Here is a 16,408-nt window from a genome sequence, read left to right as displayed (position 1 = left end):
CGGAGCACCCGGCTCCACCGAGAGGAGAAGCATCATGACCACCACGCTCGCGATCCCGGCAGAGGCCATCCGCGTCGGCCAGAGCCGCACCCTGAGGTTCGAGGGCGAGCCCTACGGCTCGACCGTCTCGTTCTTCCTGGTCACCTCCGACCCCGGTCAGGGCCCGGGTCTGCACCGCCACCCCTACGACGAGACCTGGAGCGTGCTGGAGGGCGAGGCCACCATCGTCGTCGGCGACCAGACCGTCGTCGCCCGGGCCGGTGACACCGCCGTCGCCCCCGCGAACGTCTGGCACCGCTTCACCAACACCGGCACCGGGACGCTGCGGATCGTCTGCATCCACGCCAGCCCGGTGATGATCCAGGAGTGGGCCGACGAGGCCTGAGCCACCCCCGACCCCCACGACCAGAACGGAGCACGACCATGACCCAGTACTTCCTCACCATCCCGCACGACACCGCCGACGAGCCGACCATGGAGTCGATGCAGGAGATGGACCCTGCCGAGCTCGAGGCGCTGGTCGCCGCCGTCGACGACTTCAACACCGCGCTGCAGGACGCCGGAGCGTTCGTCCACGCCGGCGGTCTGCACCCGCCGTCGACCGCGGTCACCGTGGACGCCACCGGGCCCGAGGTGCAGCGGCTGCCCCAGCCGTTCGTCGAGGCCAGCGAGTACGTCGGCGGGTTCTGGATCATCGAGACCCCCGACCAGGAGACGGCGCTCGGCTGGGCCGAGCGGTGCTCGGCCGCGCTGCAGAGCCGGATCGAGGTCCGCGCGCTGCAGTGAGCCGGCGGTGCGCAGGGGGTGCGGACGTCCGCACCCCCTGTGTCGTCCCCCGGGGCGTCAGTCGTGGGGGCGGAAGACGGCGCGGACGCAGCCGTCCTCCTTGTCCTTGAACATCTGGTAGCCCTTCGGCGCGTCCTCCAGCGACATCACGTGGGTGGCCAGGTGGGACGTCTTCAGCGTGCCTGCCTCCATCCGCTCGAGGATCTCGGGGATGTAGCGGTGCCCGTGCATCTGCGCCCCCCGAAGCGTCAGCCCCTTGTTCATCACGGCGCCGAGGGGGAACTTGTCGACGACGGCGGCGAAGACGCCGAGGGTGAACACCGTGCCTCCCTTGCGGCAGGCGTGCACCGCCTCCCGGACCGCGCTCGGCCGATCGGTCTGCAGCCGCAGCTGCTGCTTGACCTGGTCGTAGACCTGCATCGGTCCGGTGGTGTGGGCCTCCATCCCCACCGCCTCGATGCAGACGTCCGGTCCGCGCCCACCGGTCAGCTCGCGCAGCTCGCCGCCGATGTCGGTCTCCTCGTAGTTGAGCGTCTCGGCCGAGACGTGCTGCTCGGCCTGCTGCAGCCGGTTGACCAGCCGGTCGATGACGACCACCCGTTCCGCACCGCGGGCCCAGGCGGCGGCCGCGGCCATCTGGCCCACCCCGCCGGCACCCCAGACCGCGACCGTGTCACCGGGACGCACCTCACCCAGGTCGGCGCCCGTCCAGCCGGTGGCGGCGGAGTCGGAGGCGAAGAGCGCGGTCATGTCGTCCACGCCGTCGGGCACCGGGAACGCACCGTGGTCGGCGTAGGGGACGCGGACGTACTGGGCGTGGCTGCCGGCGTGGCCGCCCATGGCGTGGGAGTAGCCGAAGCAGCCGCCGGGCGCGAAGCCCCACAGCGCCTCGGTGATGGCGGGGTTGGGGTTGCCGTTGTCGCACAGCGAGAACAGCTGCTGGCGGCAGTACCAGCAGCGCCCGCAGGCGATGAAGGAGCAGACCACCACGCGGTCGCCCACCTGGTGCTTGCGTACCGCCGAGCCGACCTCGACCACCTCACCCATGAACTCGTGGCCCAGGATGTCCCCGGCGCGCATGAAGGGGATGTAGCCCCCGATCAGGTGCAGGTCCGACCCGCAGCTGGTGCCCAACGTGACCTTGACGATGACGTCCTCGGAGTTGAGCAGCTGGGGGTCGTCGACGGTCTCCACCGAGAGCTTGTTCACCCCGGTCCAGCACAGTGCCCTCACAGCCGTCCCTCCTTGCGTCCGACCTCGGTGACCAACTCCTGCAGCGCGCCGCCCGGCGTGGCGCTGCGTTCCCCGTGCGGGGCCGGGCTGACCCGGAGCACCTCCCCGACCTCGAGCAGCTGCTTGCTGCGCCGCAGCGCCGAGCGCAGCTGCTGGCGCGGTGACTCGCCCTCGACCCGCGACGCGAGCCCGGCGTGCTCCTCCTTCGGGTCGCGGTAGCGGGCCGCGATCTCGGTGCCCTTGTCGCCCGGCGCGGGCCGCACCTCGACCTCGATCCGGTCGCCCAGCTCCGCCAGCGGTTCGGGCAGGCGCCCGTCGGGAGCCGCCTCCTCCTGCGGCAGCGCCACGGTGACCACCAGCCACCGCTCGCGCGTCGTCGCGCCGTCGGCCTGCGTCGACGTCCTCGTCCACAGCCGCCGCACCAGCGCGGCCGCACCCACCCCGAGCGCGCCGACCACGACGCTCGTCCCCAGTCTCATCTACTGCTCCGCCCGTCGTCTGCCCGGCCCGGCACGTACCCCGTCCGTCGACGCCGAACCGTCCCCGACGGAGGAGGCGGGGTGGCCGCGGGCTGCTGACACCGGCGTCGCAGCGGAGCAGACTCACCACCATGACGGGTGTGCAGCGGGTGTCCCTGCAGGGTGAGCAGCTGACGATGCTCGGCACGCTGGCCGGACGGGCGCTGGATGCCGGGCTGGACGAGCCGGTGCTGGGCGACCGCTGGGCCGCCGAGGCCCTGTCCCGGGTGGACGCCGACGTCGACCGGCTCGGGGTGGACGCGGACCTGGCGCTGTCGATCGCGCTCCGGGCGCGACTGGTCGACCGCTGGTGCCGGCCCTTCCTCGACGAGCACCCCGACGCGGTGGTGCTGCACCTGGGCTGCGGGCTGGACACCCGCTACCAGCGGCTGCGGCCCGGGCCGGAGGTCGACTGGTACGAGGTGGACCAGCCCGACGTGATGGACGTCCGCGCCCGGGTGCTCCCTCCCGCGGACGAGCACCAGCACGCGGTCGCCGCCGACGTCACCGGACGGGAGTGGCTGGACGAGGTGCCCTACGGGCGTCCGACCCTGGTGGTGGCCGAGGGGCTGACGATGTACCTGCGCCCCGAGACCGGGGCCGCGCTGCTCACCCGGCTGTCGGACCGCTTCGGCCGGCAGGGACCGGGTGGCGAGGCGGTCTTCGACACCTACTCCACCCTCGGCATCCGGCTGCAGGTGCTCAACCGGGTGGTGCGCCGCAGCCGCGCGGTGCTCGGCTGGGGGATCGACGACCCGCACGCGCTGGAGGCGCTCGGGATGACCCTGCTGCAGGTGGCCGGGGTGGAGGACATGGTCACCGAGGACGTCCGCGACCGGCTGTCGCCGAAGATGCGCCGGCAGCTGAAGGTGGCGCTGGCCGTGCCCGCCTTCCGCACGATGGGACGGGTGCTGCGCTACCGGCTCTAGCCGTCCTCTGCCAGGGACGCGACGAGCCGGTCGAGGAAACGCTCGCACTCCTCGACCTGGCTCAGCTCGACGTACTCGTCGGCGGCGTGGGCCTGGGCGATGTCACCGGGGCCGCAGACCACCGTGGCGATCCCGGTGCCGGCGAACTGGCCGGCCTCGGTGCCGTAGGTGACCTTCCCCTCCGCCACCTCCAGCCCGAGGTCGCGGAGCATCGCGAGAGCGGGGGAGTCGGTGGGGGTGTCGAGCCCGGGCACCATCGCCGGGACGTCGACCTGGACGCGGGCGCCGGGCTGCTCGGCCTGCATCTGCTGCTCGATCTCGGCCGCCTCGGCCCGGAGCCGGTCGACCACCTGCTGCGGGTCGACCGCGTCGATGGTGCGGAACTCCAGCTCGATCCGGCAGCGGTCGGGGACGGTGTTGCCGGCGATCCCGCCGTGCACGATGTTGACGCTGGCGGTGCTGGCCGGCACCAGGTAGGCCTCGTCGTGCGGGCCGTCGGCGCGCCAGCCGTCGGCGATCCCGCGGACGGCGGTGATGAAGCGGGCGGCGTGCTCGATGGCGTTGACGCCCTGCGGGGTGAGCGAGGAGTGCGCGGCGACGCCGGTGAAGGTCACGTGCACGGTGTTGACCGACTTGTGCCCGCGGACCACCCGCATCGAGGTGGGCTCGCCCACCACGCAGACCCGCGGGGCCAGCCCGAGCTCGCCGATCGCCTCGACCATCGGCCAGCCGCCCAGGCAGCCCAGCTCCTCGTCGTAGCTGAAGGCCAGGTGCACCGGCTCGCGCAGCCGCGCCGAGGTGAGTTCGGGCAGGGCCGCCACGATGACGCCGAGGTAGCCCTTCATGTCGCAGGTGCCGCGCCCGTACAGGCGTCCGTCGCGGACCTCCGGCTGGAACGGCTCGCTGGTCCACTCCTGGTCGTCGACCGGGACGACGTCGGTGTGCCCGCTGAGCACCACCCCGCCGGTGCGGCTGCCGTCCGCGGCCGGGATGGTGGCCAGCAGGTTGGCCTTCTGCCCCGTCGGGTCGGGCCGGATGTCGGGCTCGACGCCGTGGCGGCGCAGCTCCTCGGCGACCACCTCGATCAGCTCGAGGTTGGAGCCGCGGCTGGTGGTGTCGATGCGGACGAGACGCTCGATCCACTCGAGCGAGCGTGGGGTGTCGGTCACGGGGCGACCCTAGTCGCCAGCACGGGCAGCCGCCCAGGCTCAGGTCGTCGGCAGGCGGCACCCGCGACCTCGTTCGTGACGCCTCGCTGCGCAGCCGCGACGTCACGAGGACCAGCTCCAGCTGGGGCGTCCTCGCCGGGGCTGTCTCCGTGGGCTCGAGCACCGGCCGGCGTCGGGGCGCGCCCACGGTCGGTGGGGAGCAGGTTCGGGACGGGTGCGCAGCGGGCCACCAGGGGGCTAAGAGGGGGGCCAAGTTCACGCTTAGCCCTGCCGGGGCTCGCTCTGCAGGCGATATCTATGGCGCAGGTCCATCTCGGAAGAGATGGGCAGCGCAGTCGTCCGCTCCGGGTTCCACGTTCCGGACGGCGGGCTGCGACCCCCCCTCTAGAGATCGGGTGACATGAGCAAGGAACTGACGGCGGCACCTACCGGATCGGTGAGCCGCTTCCGGAAGGCTGTTGGTGTGACCGCATCGATGGCGATGCTGGCCTCGATGCTGAGCGCAGTGGGGCTGATCGCGGCCCCGGCGCCCGTGGCGACCGCAGAACCTGGTGACACGGTCGACGTCCTCGCGGCCGGTGCGACCGACTACGCCGACTGGACCACGCCTGGCCCGAATGCCGTGTTCACCTTCTCCGACGGCACCACCGGCACCGTCGAGCTCGAGCCGACGGAGTGCGGCACCCCCGATGGAGGGTCACCGACCAACATCGGCGCCATCGCCAGCATGTCCGCAGGGGCGGCGCCGAACTTCCCCGGGGCCTGGTACACACCGGCCCTGCCGGATCCCGTGGAGATGCTCTCGGTCGGATCGAGCACGGTATGTCCCGACAACGCGGTGACGGGCACGATGACGATCACCTTCGACCAGCCCGTCACCGACCCCGTCTTCCACCTGTACAACCTGGATGCGGCGCAGTGGCGGTTCCAGGACGGCACGCTCACCAAGCTCTCGGGCAACGACGCCCTGGAGGTCGTCGGCTCGACAGCGAACGAGACCAACGTCCCTGCGAACGGCGCGGGTTGTAACGCCGATGACGACGCCCTCCCGCCCGCTGGTTGCGGCTCCGTCCAGCTCACCGGGACCTTCGACTCCATCTCCATCGACCTGACGGACATCGACGAGGCGACCAGCGGCGACGGCCACTCCTTCACCGTGTCCGTCCAGCCCGACCCGCCCGTCTGTGGTCCCGGCGGGACGCTGGTCCCGGTCGACCTGATTCAGAACCCGAGCTTCGAGAGCCGCACCGGCGACTTCCAGAACAGCTCAGCGGCGAGCACGATCGGCTTCGCCACCGGGTGGCAGGACAGCCACCCCACGGGCGGTCAGTACCACTACTTCTCACCGACGTTCGACTCCGGCCCCGGCGCAGCGACGATGCCGCTGCGTGCTGGTGCCGAGGGCTACGGCTTCATGGGTGGGCACTCCAGCGGTGGCGTGGGCGAGGGGGCGACGAACACCCTGCTCGCGCCGCTGGACCCGCTGTCGACCTACGTCGGCTACTACTCGATCGCCGCCGGCGGTTACAGCCGCCAGGGCGACGGCTACATGCAGTTCTTCGGCGTGAGCGATCCCGACGTGGGCTCCATCCCCGGCACGAATGTGGTTGCTCCGACCCCGGCCAACTCCGAGCCCCTCTTCTCGACGCCCGTCACCGAGTTCCCCGGTGCGGGTGCCACCCCTGAGTGGGAGCAGGTCGAGTTCACGCTGAACGCCAGCCAGCCCTGGTCGTACCTGCGGGTGGAGGTGCGTAACGCCGATCCCGCAGCGGACGGCACCGTGGCTGGTCAGACGTGGGTCAACTTCGACGACTTCCACCTGTTCGAGTGCCAGTACGAGGTCGACTTCGGTGACGCGCCGGAGTCCTACGACACGCTCCTGGCCGACGACGGCGCCCGCCACAACATCGTGCCCGGGCTGAGCCTCGGCGCCGACGTCGACGGCGAGACCGACGGTCAGCCCGGAGCGGCGGCCGACGGCGACGGCGCCGACGAGGACGGTCTCGTCTCTCCCGACGAGCTGACCTTCAGCGGGCCGACGGTCACTGTCGCGGCCACCAACGACACCGGTGAGCCGGCCACCCTGGCCGGCTGGGTCGACCTGGACGCCGACGGCACCTTCGAGGACTCCGAGCGGGTTCTCGTCCCGGTCCCGGCCGGCTCGGGCGCTGACACCTACACGCTGCAGTTCCCCCAGGTCGCCACCGGGTCCAGCGATTCGATGGCTCGCTTCCGGCTCTTCCCGGGTGACATCACGGACCCCTCGCCCACCGGCCACGTGCTGGGCGGTGAGGTCGAGGACCACGCGGTGACCTTCGCCGAGCAGGCGATCTGGCAGTGCGAGCCGACGGGTCTGCTGTTCCAGAACCCGAACGCGACGCCGCCGCTGAACATCGTCAACGTCGACCTGGTCACCGGAGACACCCCGGCCCCGCAGATCGTGGAGGGTTGGACGGTCAACGGCGTCGGGTACAACGTCCAGGACGACTACATCTACGGCTGGGGCACCCACCCCGACACGAGTCGCACCGGTCTGGTTCGGGTTGGCTCGGACGGCAGCGTGGTCTTCCTCGGCATGCCCACGGGCGATGCCGACGCGGTGGCCGCTTTCCCCGGTGGTGGGGCCGTGGGTGATGTGGATCCGAACAACCAGTACTGGTCCTACAACCCCAACAACGGGGACTGGTTCCAGGTCGATCTGGCCACCAACACGCTCGTGGACTGGGGCAACGCCCCCACCCCGGGTCTGACCTCGGGTGTGGACTGGGCCTTCGTCCCGGGCACGAACAAGCTGTGGCGTCTGCCGGCCAACGCGGCCCTGGGCAGCACCTCCCTGATCGGTTTCGACATCACCACCCACACCTGGACCACCCCGGTGGACCTGGGTCCGGTGAGTGACAACGTCACCGGTGCGACGTTCGCGGACCCGAACGGCAACCTCTACGCCTCCTACAACAGCACCGGTGAGATCTGGCGGGTCGACACCGAGACGAACACTGCGGCGCTGCTGGCTCCGGAGGGTCCGATCTCTGCCGGCAACGACGGGGCACGGTGCGCGAACGCGCCGCTGCCGATCGACTTCGGTGACGCGCCGGCCGGTTACGGCACGGAGCTGGTCGACGACGGTCCGCGGCACGGGGTGCCCGACTACGACGCGGCCACCGGGACGGCTCCGCTGATGCTGGGTTCCAGCATCGACATCGACCTCGACGGCGTGCCGACCCCGGACGCCGACGGGGACGACACGACCGGCGCGGACGACGAGGACGCGGTCAGCGGCCCGATCCAGATCTCGGCCAACGCGCCGGTGGTCTCGGTCTCGGCGACCAACGACACCGGTGCGGCGGCGACGCTGGCCGGGTGGGTCGACCTGGATGGTGACGGCTCCTTCGAGGAGTCCGAGCGGGTCACGGTCGAGGTGCCGGCGAGCTCCGGCACGGCCGACTACACCCTGACCTTCCCGGCTGCGACCGCGACCTCGGGGGTCTTCGCCCGGTTCCGGTTGTTCCCGGGCACCGAGACCGACCGTTCCCCGCTGGGGAACGCCGGTGCCGGTGAGGTCGAGGACTACGCGGTGCTGGTGCGTTCGCTGGAGGTGGACAAGACCTTCGGTGCGACCGCGGAGACCCGCATCGGTGACACGGTCACCTACACGGTGACGGTGCACAACCCGAGTGAGGTCGCCTACACCGCTGAGGACCCGGCTCGGGTCCAGGACGACCTGTCCGGGGTGCTGGACGACGCGACCTACAACGACGACGAGACCGCCACCGGCGGGACCGTGTCCTACGCCGAGCCGCGGCTCACGTGGTCCGGTGCGCTGGCTCCGGATGAGACGGTGACGATCACCTACTCGGTCACTCTGACCGGGGCGGGGGACCAGTCGGTGGACAACACCGCCTTCCAGACGGTGTGCCCGGCCGATGAGCCCGACTGCGACCCGACCCCGCCGCAGGAGTGTGTGGACGGAGTGGACCCGGCCACCGGTCTGGCCTGCGACAGCGTGGAGTTCCTGCTGCCGAAGCTGGACATCACCAAGACCGCCGACCGGACCGAGCTGCCCGGTGTCGGGGAGACGGTGGGGTACACCGTGACGGCGACCAACTCCGGTGAGGCGCCGTTCACGGCGACCCGTCCGGCGGTGGTGCTGGATGATCTGTCGGCGGTGCTGGACGATGCCACCGGCCCGGACGGCCTGACTGCGGACCTGGGTGCGGCGCCGACCTTCTCCGACCCGCTGATCACGTGGGCCGGTGAGCTGGCCGTGGGCGAGACGGTGACGATCACCTACACGGTGACCTACACCGGTGCCGGTGACACCGAGCTGGTCAACGTGGCCTTCGGCCCGCAGTGCGGGGCCGATGACCCGAACTGCGACACCCCCCCGCCGACCCCGGCGTGCGACCCGGCCGATGAGAACGGGCTGGACCCGGAGACCGGGCTGCCCTGTGATCGGGTGACCGTTCCCGGTGCTCTGCTGGAGGTCACCAAGACCGTCGACCCGGCCTCGGGCACCACGGTGAGCGCGGGGGAGGAGCTGACCTACACGATCACCTTCGCCAACAACGGCATCGCCGAGGCGGTCGTCGACGGCTGGACCGATGCGTTGACCAACGTGGTCGACGACGCGGAGGTGACCGAGGGCCCGAGTGCCTCGGACGAGGACCTGACGGTCTCGGCGATCACCGATGACCGGTTCACCGTCACCGGCACGGTCCCGGCTGGCGAGTCCTCCACGGTGACCTACACCGTGGAGGTCCTGCCTGACGGTGAGCGCGGGAACAACGTCCTGGGCAACTTCGTCCTCCCGCCGGGGGTCGTCGACCCGCCGACGGAGTGCGAGGACGGCAACGGACTGTGCACCGAGAACCCCGTCGCTGAGATCGTGGACTCCAAGTCCGTGGCCCCGGAGTCCGGGACGGCGGTGCTCTCCGGTCAGGAGATCACCTACACCCTGACCTTCGCCAACATCGGTGAGGGCCCGGGCGCGGTCGACAGGGCCGACGACCTGACCCACGTGCTGGACGACGCGGATCTGGTCGGTGTCCCGGTGGCCTCTGACCCGGCGCTGTCGGTGTCGGAGCTGGTCGCCGGTCGCTACACCATCACCGGTGAGCTGGCTGCGGACCAGACGGTCACGGTGTCCTACACCGTCGTGGTGCGGGACGCCGACGAGATGGGAGACGCCACCCTGGCGAACTTCCTGGTCGACCCGACCGATCCGCCGATCGTGGAGCCGGTGTGCGAGGAGGGCGACGAGGACTGCACCAGCAACCCGGCGCCGAAGGTGCTGGACTCCAAGTCGGTGGACCCCGAGACCGGGACCGAGGTGGTCTCGGGTGAGGAGCTGACCTACACGCTCACCTTCACCAACGAGGGCACCGCCGCCGGTGCGGTGGATCGGGTCGACGACCTGACCCACCTGCTGGACGACGCCGACCTGGTCGAGGGCCCGACCGCCTCGGACGACGCGCTGACGGTGTCCGACATCGTCGGCGGCCGGTTCACCGTCACCGGTGACCTGGCGGTCGACCAGACCGTCACGGTCACCTACACGGTGGTGGTGCGGGAGGCCGAGGACATGGGAGACGCCACCCTGGCGAACTTCCTGCTCGACCCGACCGATCCGACTCCTGAGGAGCCGGTGTGTGAGGAGGGCAGCGAGGACTGCACGACCAACCCGGCGCCGAAGGTGCTGGACTCCAAGAGCGTGGCTCCGGAGACCGGGACCGAGGTGGAGCCGGGTCAGGAGCTGACCTACACGCTGACCTTCAGCAACGAGGGCAGCGCGGCCGGTGCGGTGGATCGGGTGGATGACCTGACCCACCTGCTCGACGACGCCACCATCACCACCGAGCCGACGGCTTCGGATGAGTCGCTGACGGTCTCGGAGATCGTGGACGGACGGTTCGGTGTCACCGGTGAGCTGGCGGCCGGTCAGAGCGTCAGGGTCTCCTACACGGCCACCATCGACGAGGCGGCGGAGCTGGGTGATGGGCAGGTGGCCAACTTCCTGCTCGATCCGGCTGATCCGACTCCTGAGGAGCCGGTGTGTGCGGAGGGCAGCGAGGACTGCACCTTCAACCCGATCCCGAACGTCGTCGACTCCAAGTCGGTCGATCCGGAGACCGGGAGCGAGGTGGCCTCGGGTGAGGAGCTCACCTACACGCTGACCTTCGCCAACATCGGTCAGGCGCCGGCTGTGGTGGACCGGGTCGATGACCTGAGCCACCTGCTGGATGATGCCCAGCTGGTCGAGGGCCCGACGGCCTCCGACGACGCGTTGAGCGTGGGCGAGGTCGTCGATGGTCGGTTCGCGATCACCGGTGAGCTGGCTGCGGACCAGACCGTGACGGTCACCTACACGGTGGTGGTCAAGGACGCCGAGGCGATGGGTGATGGTGCGCTGGCGAACTTCCTGCTCGACCCGGCCGATCCGACTCCGGAGGAGCCGGTGTGTGAGGAGGGTAGTGAGGACTGCACCACCAACCCGGCGGCCAAGGTCGTCGACAGCAAGTCGGTGGATCCGGAGACGGGTGCCTCGGTGCAGGCCGGCAGCGAGCTGACCTACACGTTGACCTTCAGCAACGAGGGCAGCGCGGCGGGCAGCGTGGATCGGGTCGATGACCTGACCCACGTGCTGGATGATGCCGAGATCACCTCCGAGCCGGTGGCCTCCGATGACGCCCTGTCGGTGTCGGAGCTGGCTGAGGACCGCTACACCATCACCGGTGAGCTGGCCGCGGGTCAGACCGTGACCGTGTCCTACACGGTGACGGTGCTGGCTCCCGACGAGCAGGGGGACTCGCAGCTGGCGAACTTCCTGCTCGACCCGGAGGAGGACAGCCCGTCCGAGCCGGTCTGCGAGGGCGAGGACTGCACCTTCAACCCCGTCTCCGACATCACGGTGTCGAAGTCGGTCGACCCGGCCACCGGGTCGGAGGTGCAGCAGGGTGATGAGCTGTCCTACACCCTGACCTTCACCAACACCGGCGCCGGTGAGGGTGTGGTGGACCACACCGACCACATGGCCGGTGTGCTCGACGACGCCACGGTGACCGAGTTCCCGACCCCGTCGGAGGATGTGCTGACCGTCGCCGAGGGCGACGACCAGTACACCGTCCAGGGCACCCTGGCCGCTGGCCAGACGGTGACGGTCAGCTACACCGTCCAGGTGCGGGACTGGGACGAGCAGGGTGACCACCGGCTGGTCAACTTCGTCACCCCGACCGGTCAGGAGTCCCCGGCCGGTGCCGAGTGCGTCGAGGGCAGCGAGCTCTGCACCGAGAACCCGGTCCAGGAGCCTGGGGCTCCTGCTCCGGATCCGGAGCAGCCGCCGGCTCCCGACCAGCCGCCGGCCCAGTCTCCGGATGGCGGGCAGCTGCCCGACACCGGTGCGCCGTCGGCGATGGTCGCGGCCCTGCTGGGCGGCCTGGTGCTGGTGCTGATCGGCAGCGGGGTGCTGGTGGCCCGCCGCCGTCGGCTCGCCGGGCTCCGGCTGGAGGAGTGATCGGCTGAAGGACAGCGACCTGCGGGTCGCACCCTGAGGCACCGCGCACCCCGTGCGCGGTGCCTCAGGAGCACCATCAGCGTCTCGCCGGGAGGTTCTCGCCGCTCCGCAGCTGAGCGGCACCATCCCGGTGGCGGCGAGGAGGGCGTGGACGTGACACAGGGGGGCTCCATCATGGTCGGGCGACGGGTCGAGAAGCCGCTGGTGGACGGCCTCAGCACCGGCCATGGCGACAGCAGCGGCCCCGTCCCCCGTCAGCCCGCCGCCGTGGTGCGGGACTGGGCCAGGGCCAACGGCTACCCGGTCAGCGACCAGGGACGGATCTCGGTGCAGGTCGAGGCGGCCTACCGCGCCGCCCACGGGGGATGACCCGGAGTCGTCGCGACGAGCCTCAGTCCGGCTGGCCGCCAGCCCGGGCGGCTGCCGCCGTGACCGAGCGGAGCAGCCACGCCGTGTAGGCCTCCCGCGCCCACCCGGACTGGACCACCAGCTGCTGCCAGGCCTCTGGGGAGCCGAGGAAGGACAGCTCGGCCGCCACCGAGTCCGGAGCGTCGGGAGAGGCGATCCCGCGCCGGCGCAGCTCGTCCAGCAGCCGGAGGAGGTCGGCGTGGCGGCGCTGCAGGATCTGCTCGAGCGCCTCCGCGACCACGGGGTCGGACAGCGCCGCGGCCAGGACGACCGTCCACAGCGCGTGGCCCCGCTCGTTGGCCGTGGCCAGGATCTCGACGACCGCCGGGAGGAACTGCTCGTCGGGCACCTCGAGGACACCCGCCCCGACCTCGGTGTCGGCGAGGGAGGTCCGGCCCTCGCTGCCGGCGAAGGTGGTCTCGAAGGCGGCCAGCAGCAGCGCGGCCTTCGAGCCCTGACCCTTCACCGTCTCCGTCGACACCCCGGCCGTGCGGGCGATGGCGGCCAGCGTGGTGCTCTGGTAGCCGGTCCGGGCGAAGAGCTCCGCGGCCGCGCGCACCACCCTCCGCCGGGTCTCCTCCGCCTGCTGGGCGCGCAGCTCGGACCGGTACGCACGACGTCCCGCCATACCTATTGACTACCTCCACGGTGTACTCAATACTTCGTTGCGGTATTCATCTTAGGGGGAGTTGCGATGTCCACGTTCCTGATCTGCTGCACACCGGCCCACGGCCACGTCCTGCCGCTGGTGGCGGTCGCCCGGCACCTCGACGCATCCGGGCACCGGGTGCTCGTCCTCACCAGCGAGCGCTACCGGGCCCGGGTCGAGGCCGCCGGCGCCCGGCTCGTCCCGCTGCCCGCCGACGCCGACATCGACCTGGACCGGGCCGCCGACCTGCCCGGACGGGCCGGCCTCCGTGGCCCGGCGGCGCTGCGGTTCGACCTGCGTCAGCTGTTCCTGCGCCCGGCGCCGGCCCAGCTGGCGGCCCTGGAGGCGGTGCTGGCGAGCGAGCCGGTCGACGCCGTCCTCACCGAACCGCTGTTCGTGGGTGCGGCGATGCTCACCGCGCGGCCGCGGGCGACCCGTCCGCCGGTGGTGGCGCTGGGCATCTTCCCGCTCGGGGCGATGAGCCGGGACGCCGCACCGTTCGGCCTCGGGCTGACGCCGGTGCCGGGCCCGCTGGGCCGGGTGCGCAACGTCGTGCTCAACGTGGTGGCGTCCCGGGTGGTGTTCGGCTCGGTGCAGCGGGAGGCCGAGGCGCTGTTCCGCTCGACCGCGGGCGCCCCGCTGCGCCGCTTCCTGATGGACTGGACCTCCACGGCCGATGCGCTGGTGCAGTTCACGGTGCCGGGCTTCGAGTACCCGCGCAGCGACCTGCCGGCGACCGTGCACTTCGTCGGGCCGCTCCCGCCGGCCGTCTCCGAGGTCGCCGTACCGGCCTGGTGGCCCGAGCTGCAGAGCGGGCGTCCGGTGGTGCACGTCACCCAGGGCACCATCGCCAACAGCGATCCCGAGCAGCTCATCCTGCCGACGGTGCGGGGACTCGCGGACCGCGACGCGCTGGTCGTCGTCTCGACCGGTGGCCGGCCCGTGGCGATGCTCGGCGACGACCTGCCCGGCAACGTCCGGGTCGCGGAGTACCTGCCCTACGACCGGCTGCTGCCGCTGGTGGACGTGATGGTCACCAACGGTGGTTACGGCGGGGTGCAGCAGGCGCTCGCGCACGGCGTCCCGCTGGTGGTCGCCGGGCAGACCGAGGACAAGCTCGAGGTGACCGCGCGGGTCGGGTGGTCGGGGGCGGGGATCAACCTGCGCACCGACCGGGCCGCGGACGCCGACGTCGCGGCGGCGGTCGACACCGTGCTGAGCGACCCCTCCTACCGCACCGCGGCAGCGCGGATCGGGGCCGAGATCGCAGGTGCCCCCGGGCTGGCCGGGCTGGACGCCGTGCTGGCCGGGCTCGGCGGGTCGGTGGCCGTCAGCTCCTGAACGGGCGGGCCGGTCACTGCTGGACGGCCTCGGCGACGGTCGGCGCCCAGTCGTGCACCTCGATGGTGCTGGCGTCGTCGAGGTCGAGCTGGTCGCGGAGGGTGAGGGTGACCGGCGGCTGCGTGGGCGCGGTGACCACCAGCTCGTGCCCGGCGTCGGGGGAGGAGGGGGTCGCCGCCGCGAGCCAGTGCAGCTGAAGGTAGGCCGAGGCGTCCGGGGCCAGGGTGTGCCGGGTCGGTGGCGAGGAGGGGTCGGACGTCACGGTCGGGTCGAGCAGCTCGCCGGTGCCGTCGCGGACGACGAGGGCCGGCGCCCCGTCCAGCACCAGCGGCCGCTCGGTGCAGTTGGTGACACCGAGGACGAGGTGGCGGTGACCCAGCGCGGGCTCGATCCGGCTGCTGGCCAGCACCGGCTCGGTGCTGCCGGAGCACCCGCCGCCCAGGGGCGGGGGCGGGGTGGCGCCGCGGCTCGGGTCGCTCGGCGGACGGTCGGTGTCCGGCGCGGGCGCCGTCGTCGGGGGAGCGGGGATCCGGCTGGGCGCCTGGTTCTCCGGGACGGCCTGCAGCGTCGTGGCCTGGCAGGCCGACAGCGCGGCCGCGACCGCGACGACGGCGGCCACTGCTGCTCGGTGCACGCCGACATCATGGACGCTGCGACCAAGACGGTGCGCCCATCGGGGCTGCCCACGGATCGCGCAGCCGCTGCGGCCGGGGTCCCCGCAGGCTCAGGACGCGGCCAGGGTGGCCTGCGTGGTCTGCTCCCGGCCGTCGCGCAGGTAGGTGATGGTCACCGTGGTCGCGGGGGCGTGGAACCGGATGGCGGCGATCAGCGCGTCGGCCGTCCCGGTGGGCACGTCGTCCACGGCGGTGACCACGTCGCCGGCCTCCAGACCCGCCTGCTCGGCCGGGCTGCCCGGGGTGACCGAGCGCAGCTGCGCGCCCGGGCCGTCGGAGCCCTGCGAGCCGTCGTTGCCCACGGTGACGCCCAGCGTGGTGTCGTCGGCGGTGCCGTCGGCGATCAGCTCGTCGGCGATCCTGCTGGCCACGTCGGACGGGATCGCGAAGCCGATGCCGATGCTGCCCGCCTGCTCGCCCTGCTCGGCGGTGCTGGCGATCGAGGAGTTGATGCCGATCACCCGTCCCTCCAGGTCGACCAGGGGTCCACCGGAGTTGCCCGGGTTGATCGCGGCGTCGGTCTGCACCGCCTGGTAGACCGCCTCGCCGCTCAGCCCGGAGCGCACCGGACGGGCCAGGGTGGAGACCACCCCGCTGGTGACGGTCTTGCTCAGTCCCAGCGGGGCGCCGACGGCGACCACGGTCTGGCCGACGGTGACGGTGTCGGAGGGGGCGAAGGTGGCCGGGGTGAGCGAGGCCGGGTCGACCTCGCCGCCCTCGATCCGGATCACGGCGAGGTCGTTGGCGGCGGACTCGCCGACCAGCGTGGCGGTGGCGGTCCGGCCGTCCTCGAGCACGACCTGGATCCGGGCACTCCCGCCGGCGGAGGCCACCACGTGCTGGTTGGTGAGGATGTGGCCCCGGCGGTCGACGATGATGCCGGTGCCGACCCCGCTGCCGCCGGGGCTCTGCACCTGGATGGTCACGGTGCTGGGGGAGATCACCTGCGCCGCGGCGGCGACCGTGCCGTCGGTCCGGGCGCTCACCGGGGCGTTGCCGCCGGCCACCTGCACCGCGCTGGGGACGGCGTCGTCGTCGAGCAGCGCGTACCCGCCCACCCCGGCGGTGCCGCCGACCAGCGCGGCGACCGCGGCGACCACGGCCACCAGCCGCATCGAGCCCGGGCGGCGCTGGGAGGCCGCGACGGGCGCTGGCGCGCCGTACGCTCCGGCGGGACCCGCGCTCGGGGTG

12 protein-coding genes are annotated in these 16,408 nt (G+C 72.1%); 6 read left to right on the top strand and 6 right to left on the bottom strand.

The genetic code is table 11. The features are described from left to right. Positions 1-34: 34 nt before the first annotated feature. Positions 35-385: a cupin domain-containing protein gene (locus tag DVA66_RS02330; RefSeq protein WP_114558594.1), complete on the top strand. Its 351-nt coding sequence runs from the start codon at positions 35-37 to the stop codon at positions 383-385. 38 nt (positions 386-423) lie between these two features. Then, on the top strand, positions 424-786 hold the full coding sequence (locus DVA66_RS02325) for a YciI family protein (RefSeq protein ID WP_114558593.1): 363 nt from the start codon (positions 424-426) through the stop codon (positions 784-786). A 57-nt stretch (positions 787-843) separates the two neighbouring features. Here the strand turns inward: DVA66_RS02325 and DVA66_RS02320 are convergent, their stop codons facing one another. Further along, positions 844-2,019: a zinc-dependent alcohol dehydrogenase gene (locus tag DVA66_RS02320; protein ID WP_114558592.1), complete on the bottom strand. Its 1,176-nt coding sequence runs from the start codon at positions 2,017-2,019 to the stop codon at positions 844-846. Next, a complete protein-coding gene (locus tag DVA66_RS02315; RefSeq protein ID WP_157973786.1) occupies positions 2,016-2,498 on the bottom strand; it encodes a hypothetical protein in 483 nt (160 codons plus the stop codon). The genes DVA66_RS02320 and DVA66_RS02315 overlap by 4 nt, the downstream gene beginning before the upstream one ends. A gap of 131 nt (positions 2,499-2,629) precedes the next feature. Between DVA66_RS02315 and DVA66_RS02310 the strand changes: the two genes are divergently transcribed. Next, positions 2,630-3,466: a class I SAM-dependent methyltransferase gene (locus DVA66_RS02310; protein WP_198671407.1), complete on the top strand. Its 837-nt coding sequence runs from the start codon at positions 2,630-2,632 to the stop codon at positions 3,464-3,466. Here the strand turns inward: DVA66_RS02310 and argE are convergent. Further along, on the bottom strand, positions 3,463-4,635 hold the full coding sequence (gene argE, locus DVA66_RS02305; RefSeq protein ID WP_114558589.1) for an acetylornithine deacetylase: 1,173 nt from the start codon (positions 4,633-4,635) through the stop codon (positions 3,463-3,465). The two genes, DVA66_RS02310 and argE, sit on opposite strands and share 4 nt — an antisense overlap. Before the next feature lie 463 nt (positions 4,636-5,098). On the opposite strand from argE, the gene DVA66_RS02300 reads away from it, so the two are divergent. Then, entirely contained in the window at positions 5,099-12,145 is a 7,047-nt protein-coding gene (locus DVA66_RS02300) for a DUF7927 domain-containing protein (RefSeq protein WP_157973785.1), read from the top strand. A 147-nt stretch (positions 12,146-12,292) separates the two neighbouring features. Further along, positions 12,293-12,514 (top strand): Lsr2 family DNA-binding protein, encoded by a 222-nt coding sequence (locus tag DVA66_RS02295; protein WP_157973784.1) that lies wholly within the window; start codon positions 12,293-12,295, stop codon positions 12,512-12,514. A 22-nt stretch (positions 12,515-12,536) separates the two neighbouring features. Here the strand turns inward: DVA66_RS02295 and DVA66_RS02290 are convergent, their stop codons facing one another. Continuing rightward, a complete protein-coding gene (locus tag DVA66_RS02290) occupies positions 12,537-13,181 on the bottom strand; it encodes a TetR/AcrR family transcriptional regulator (RefSeq protein ID WP_114558586.1) in 645 nt (214 codons plus the stop codon). Positions 13,182-13,247: 66 nt separating this feature from the next. Here DVA66_RS02290 and DVA66_RS02285 point away from each other — a divergent pair, with 66 nt between their 5' ends. Continuing rightward, on the top strand, positions 13,248-14,543 hold the full coding sequence (locus DVA66_RS02285; RefSeq protein ID WP_114558585.1) for a glycosyltransferase: 1,296 nt from the start codon (positions 13,248-13,250) through the stop codon (positions 14,541-14,543). A gap of 13 nt (positions 14,544-14,556) precedes the next feature. Here the strand turns inward: DVA66_RS02285 and DVA66_RS02280 are convergent, their stop codons facing one another. Together DVA66_RS02280 and DVA66_RS02275 are read right to left on the bottom strand one after the other, a co-directional pair. After that, a complete protein-coding gene (locus DVA66_RS02280) occupies positions 14,557-15,177 on the bottom strand; it encodes a DUF4232 domain-containing protein (RefSeq protein ID WP_157973783.1) in 621 nt (206 codons plus the stop codon). Between the two features lie 90 nt (positions 15,178-15,267). Next, positions 15,268-16,408 (bottom strand): S1C family serine protease (locus tag DVA66_RS02275; RefSeq protein ID WP_114558583.1); only part of this gene is annotated, 1,141 nt, incomplete at its 5' end.

This window comes from Desertihabitans aurantiacus (assembly GCF_003344635.1).
In the GTDB taxonomy this organism is placed as follows: Bacteria; Actinomycetota; Actinomycetes; order Propionibacteriales; family Propionibacteriaceae; genus Desertihabitans; species Desertihabitans aurantiacus.
This window is presented reverse-complemented; position numbering and strand designations above follow the sequence as displayed.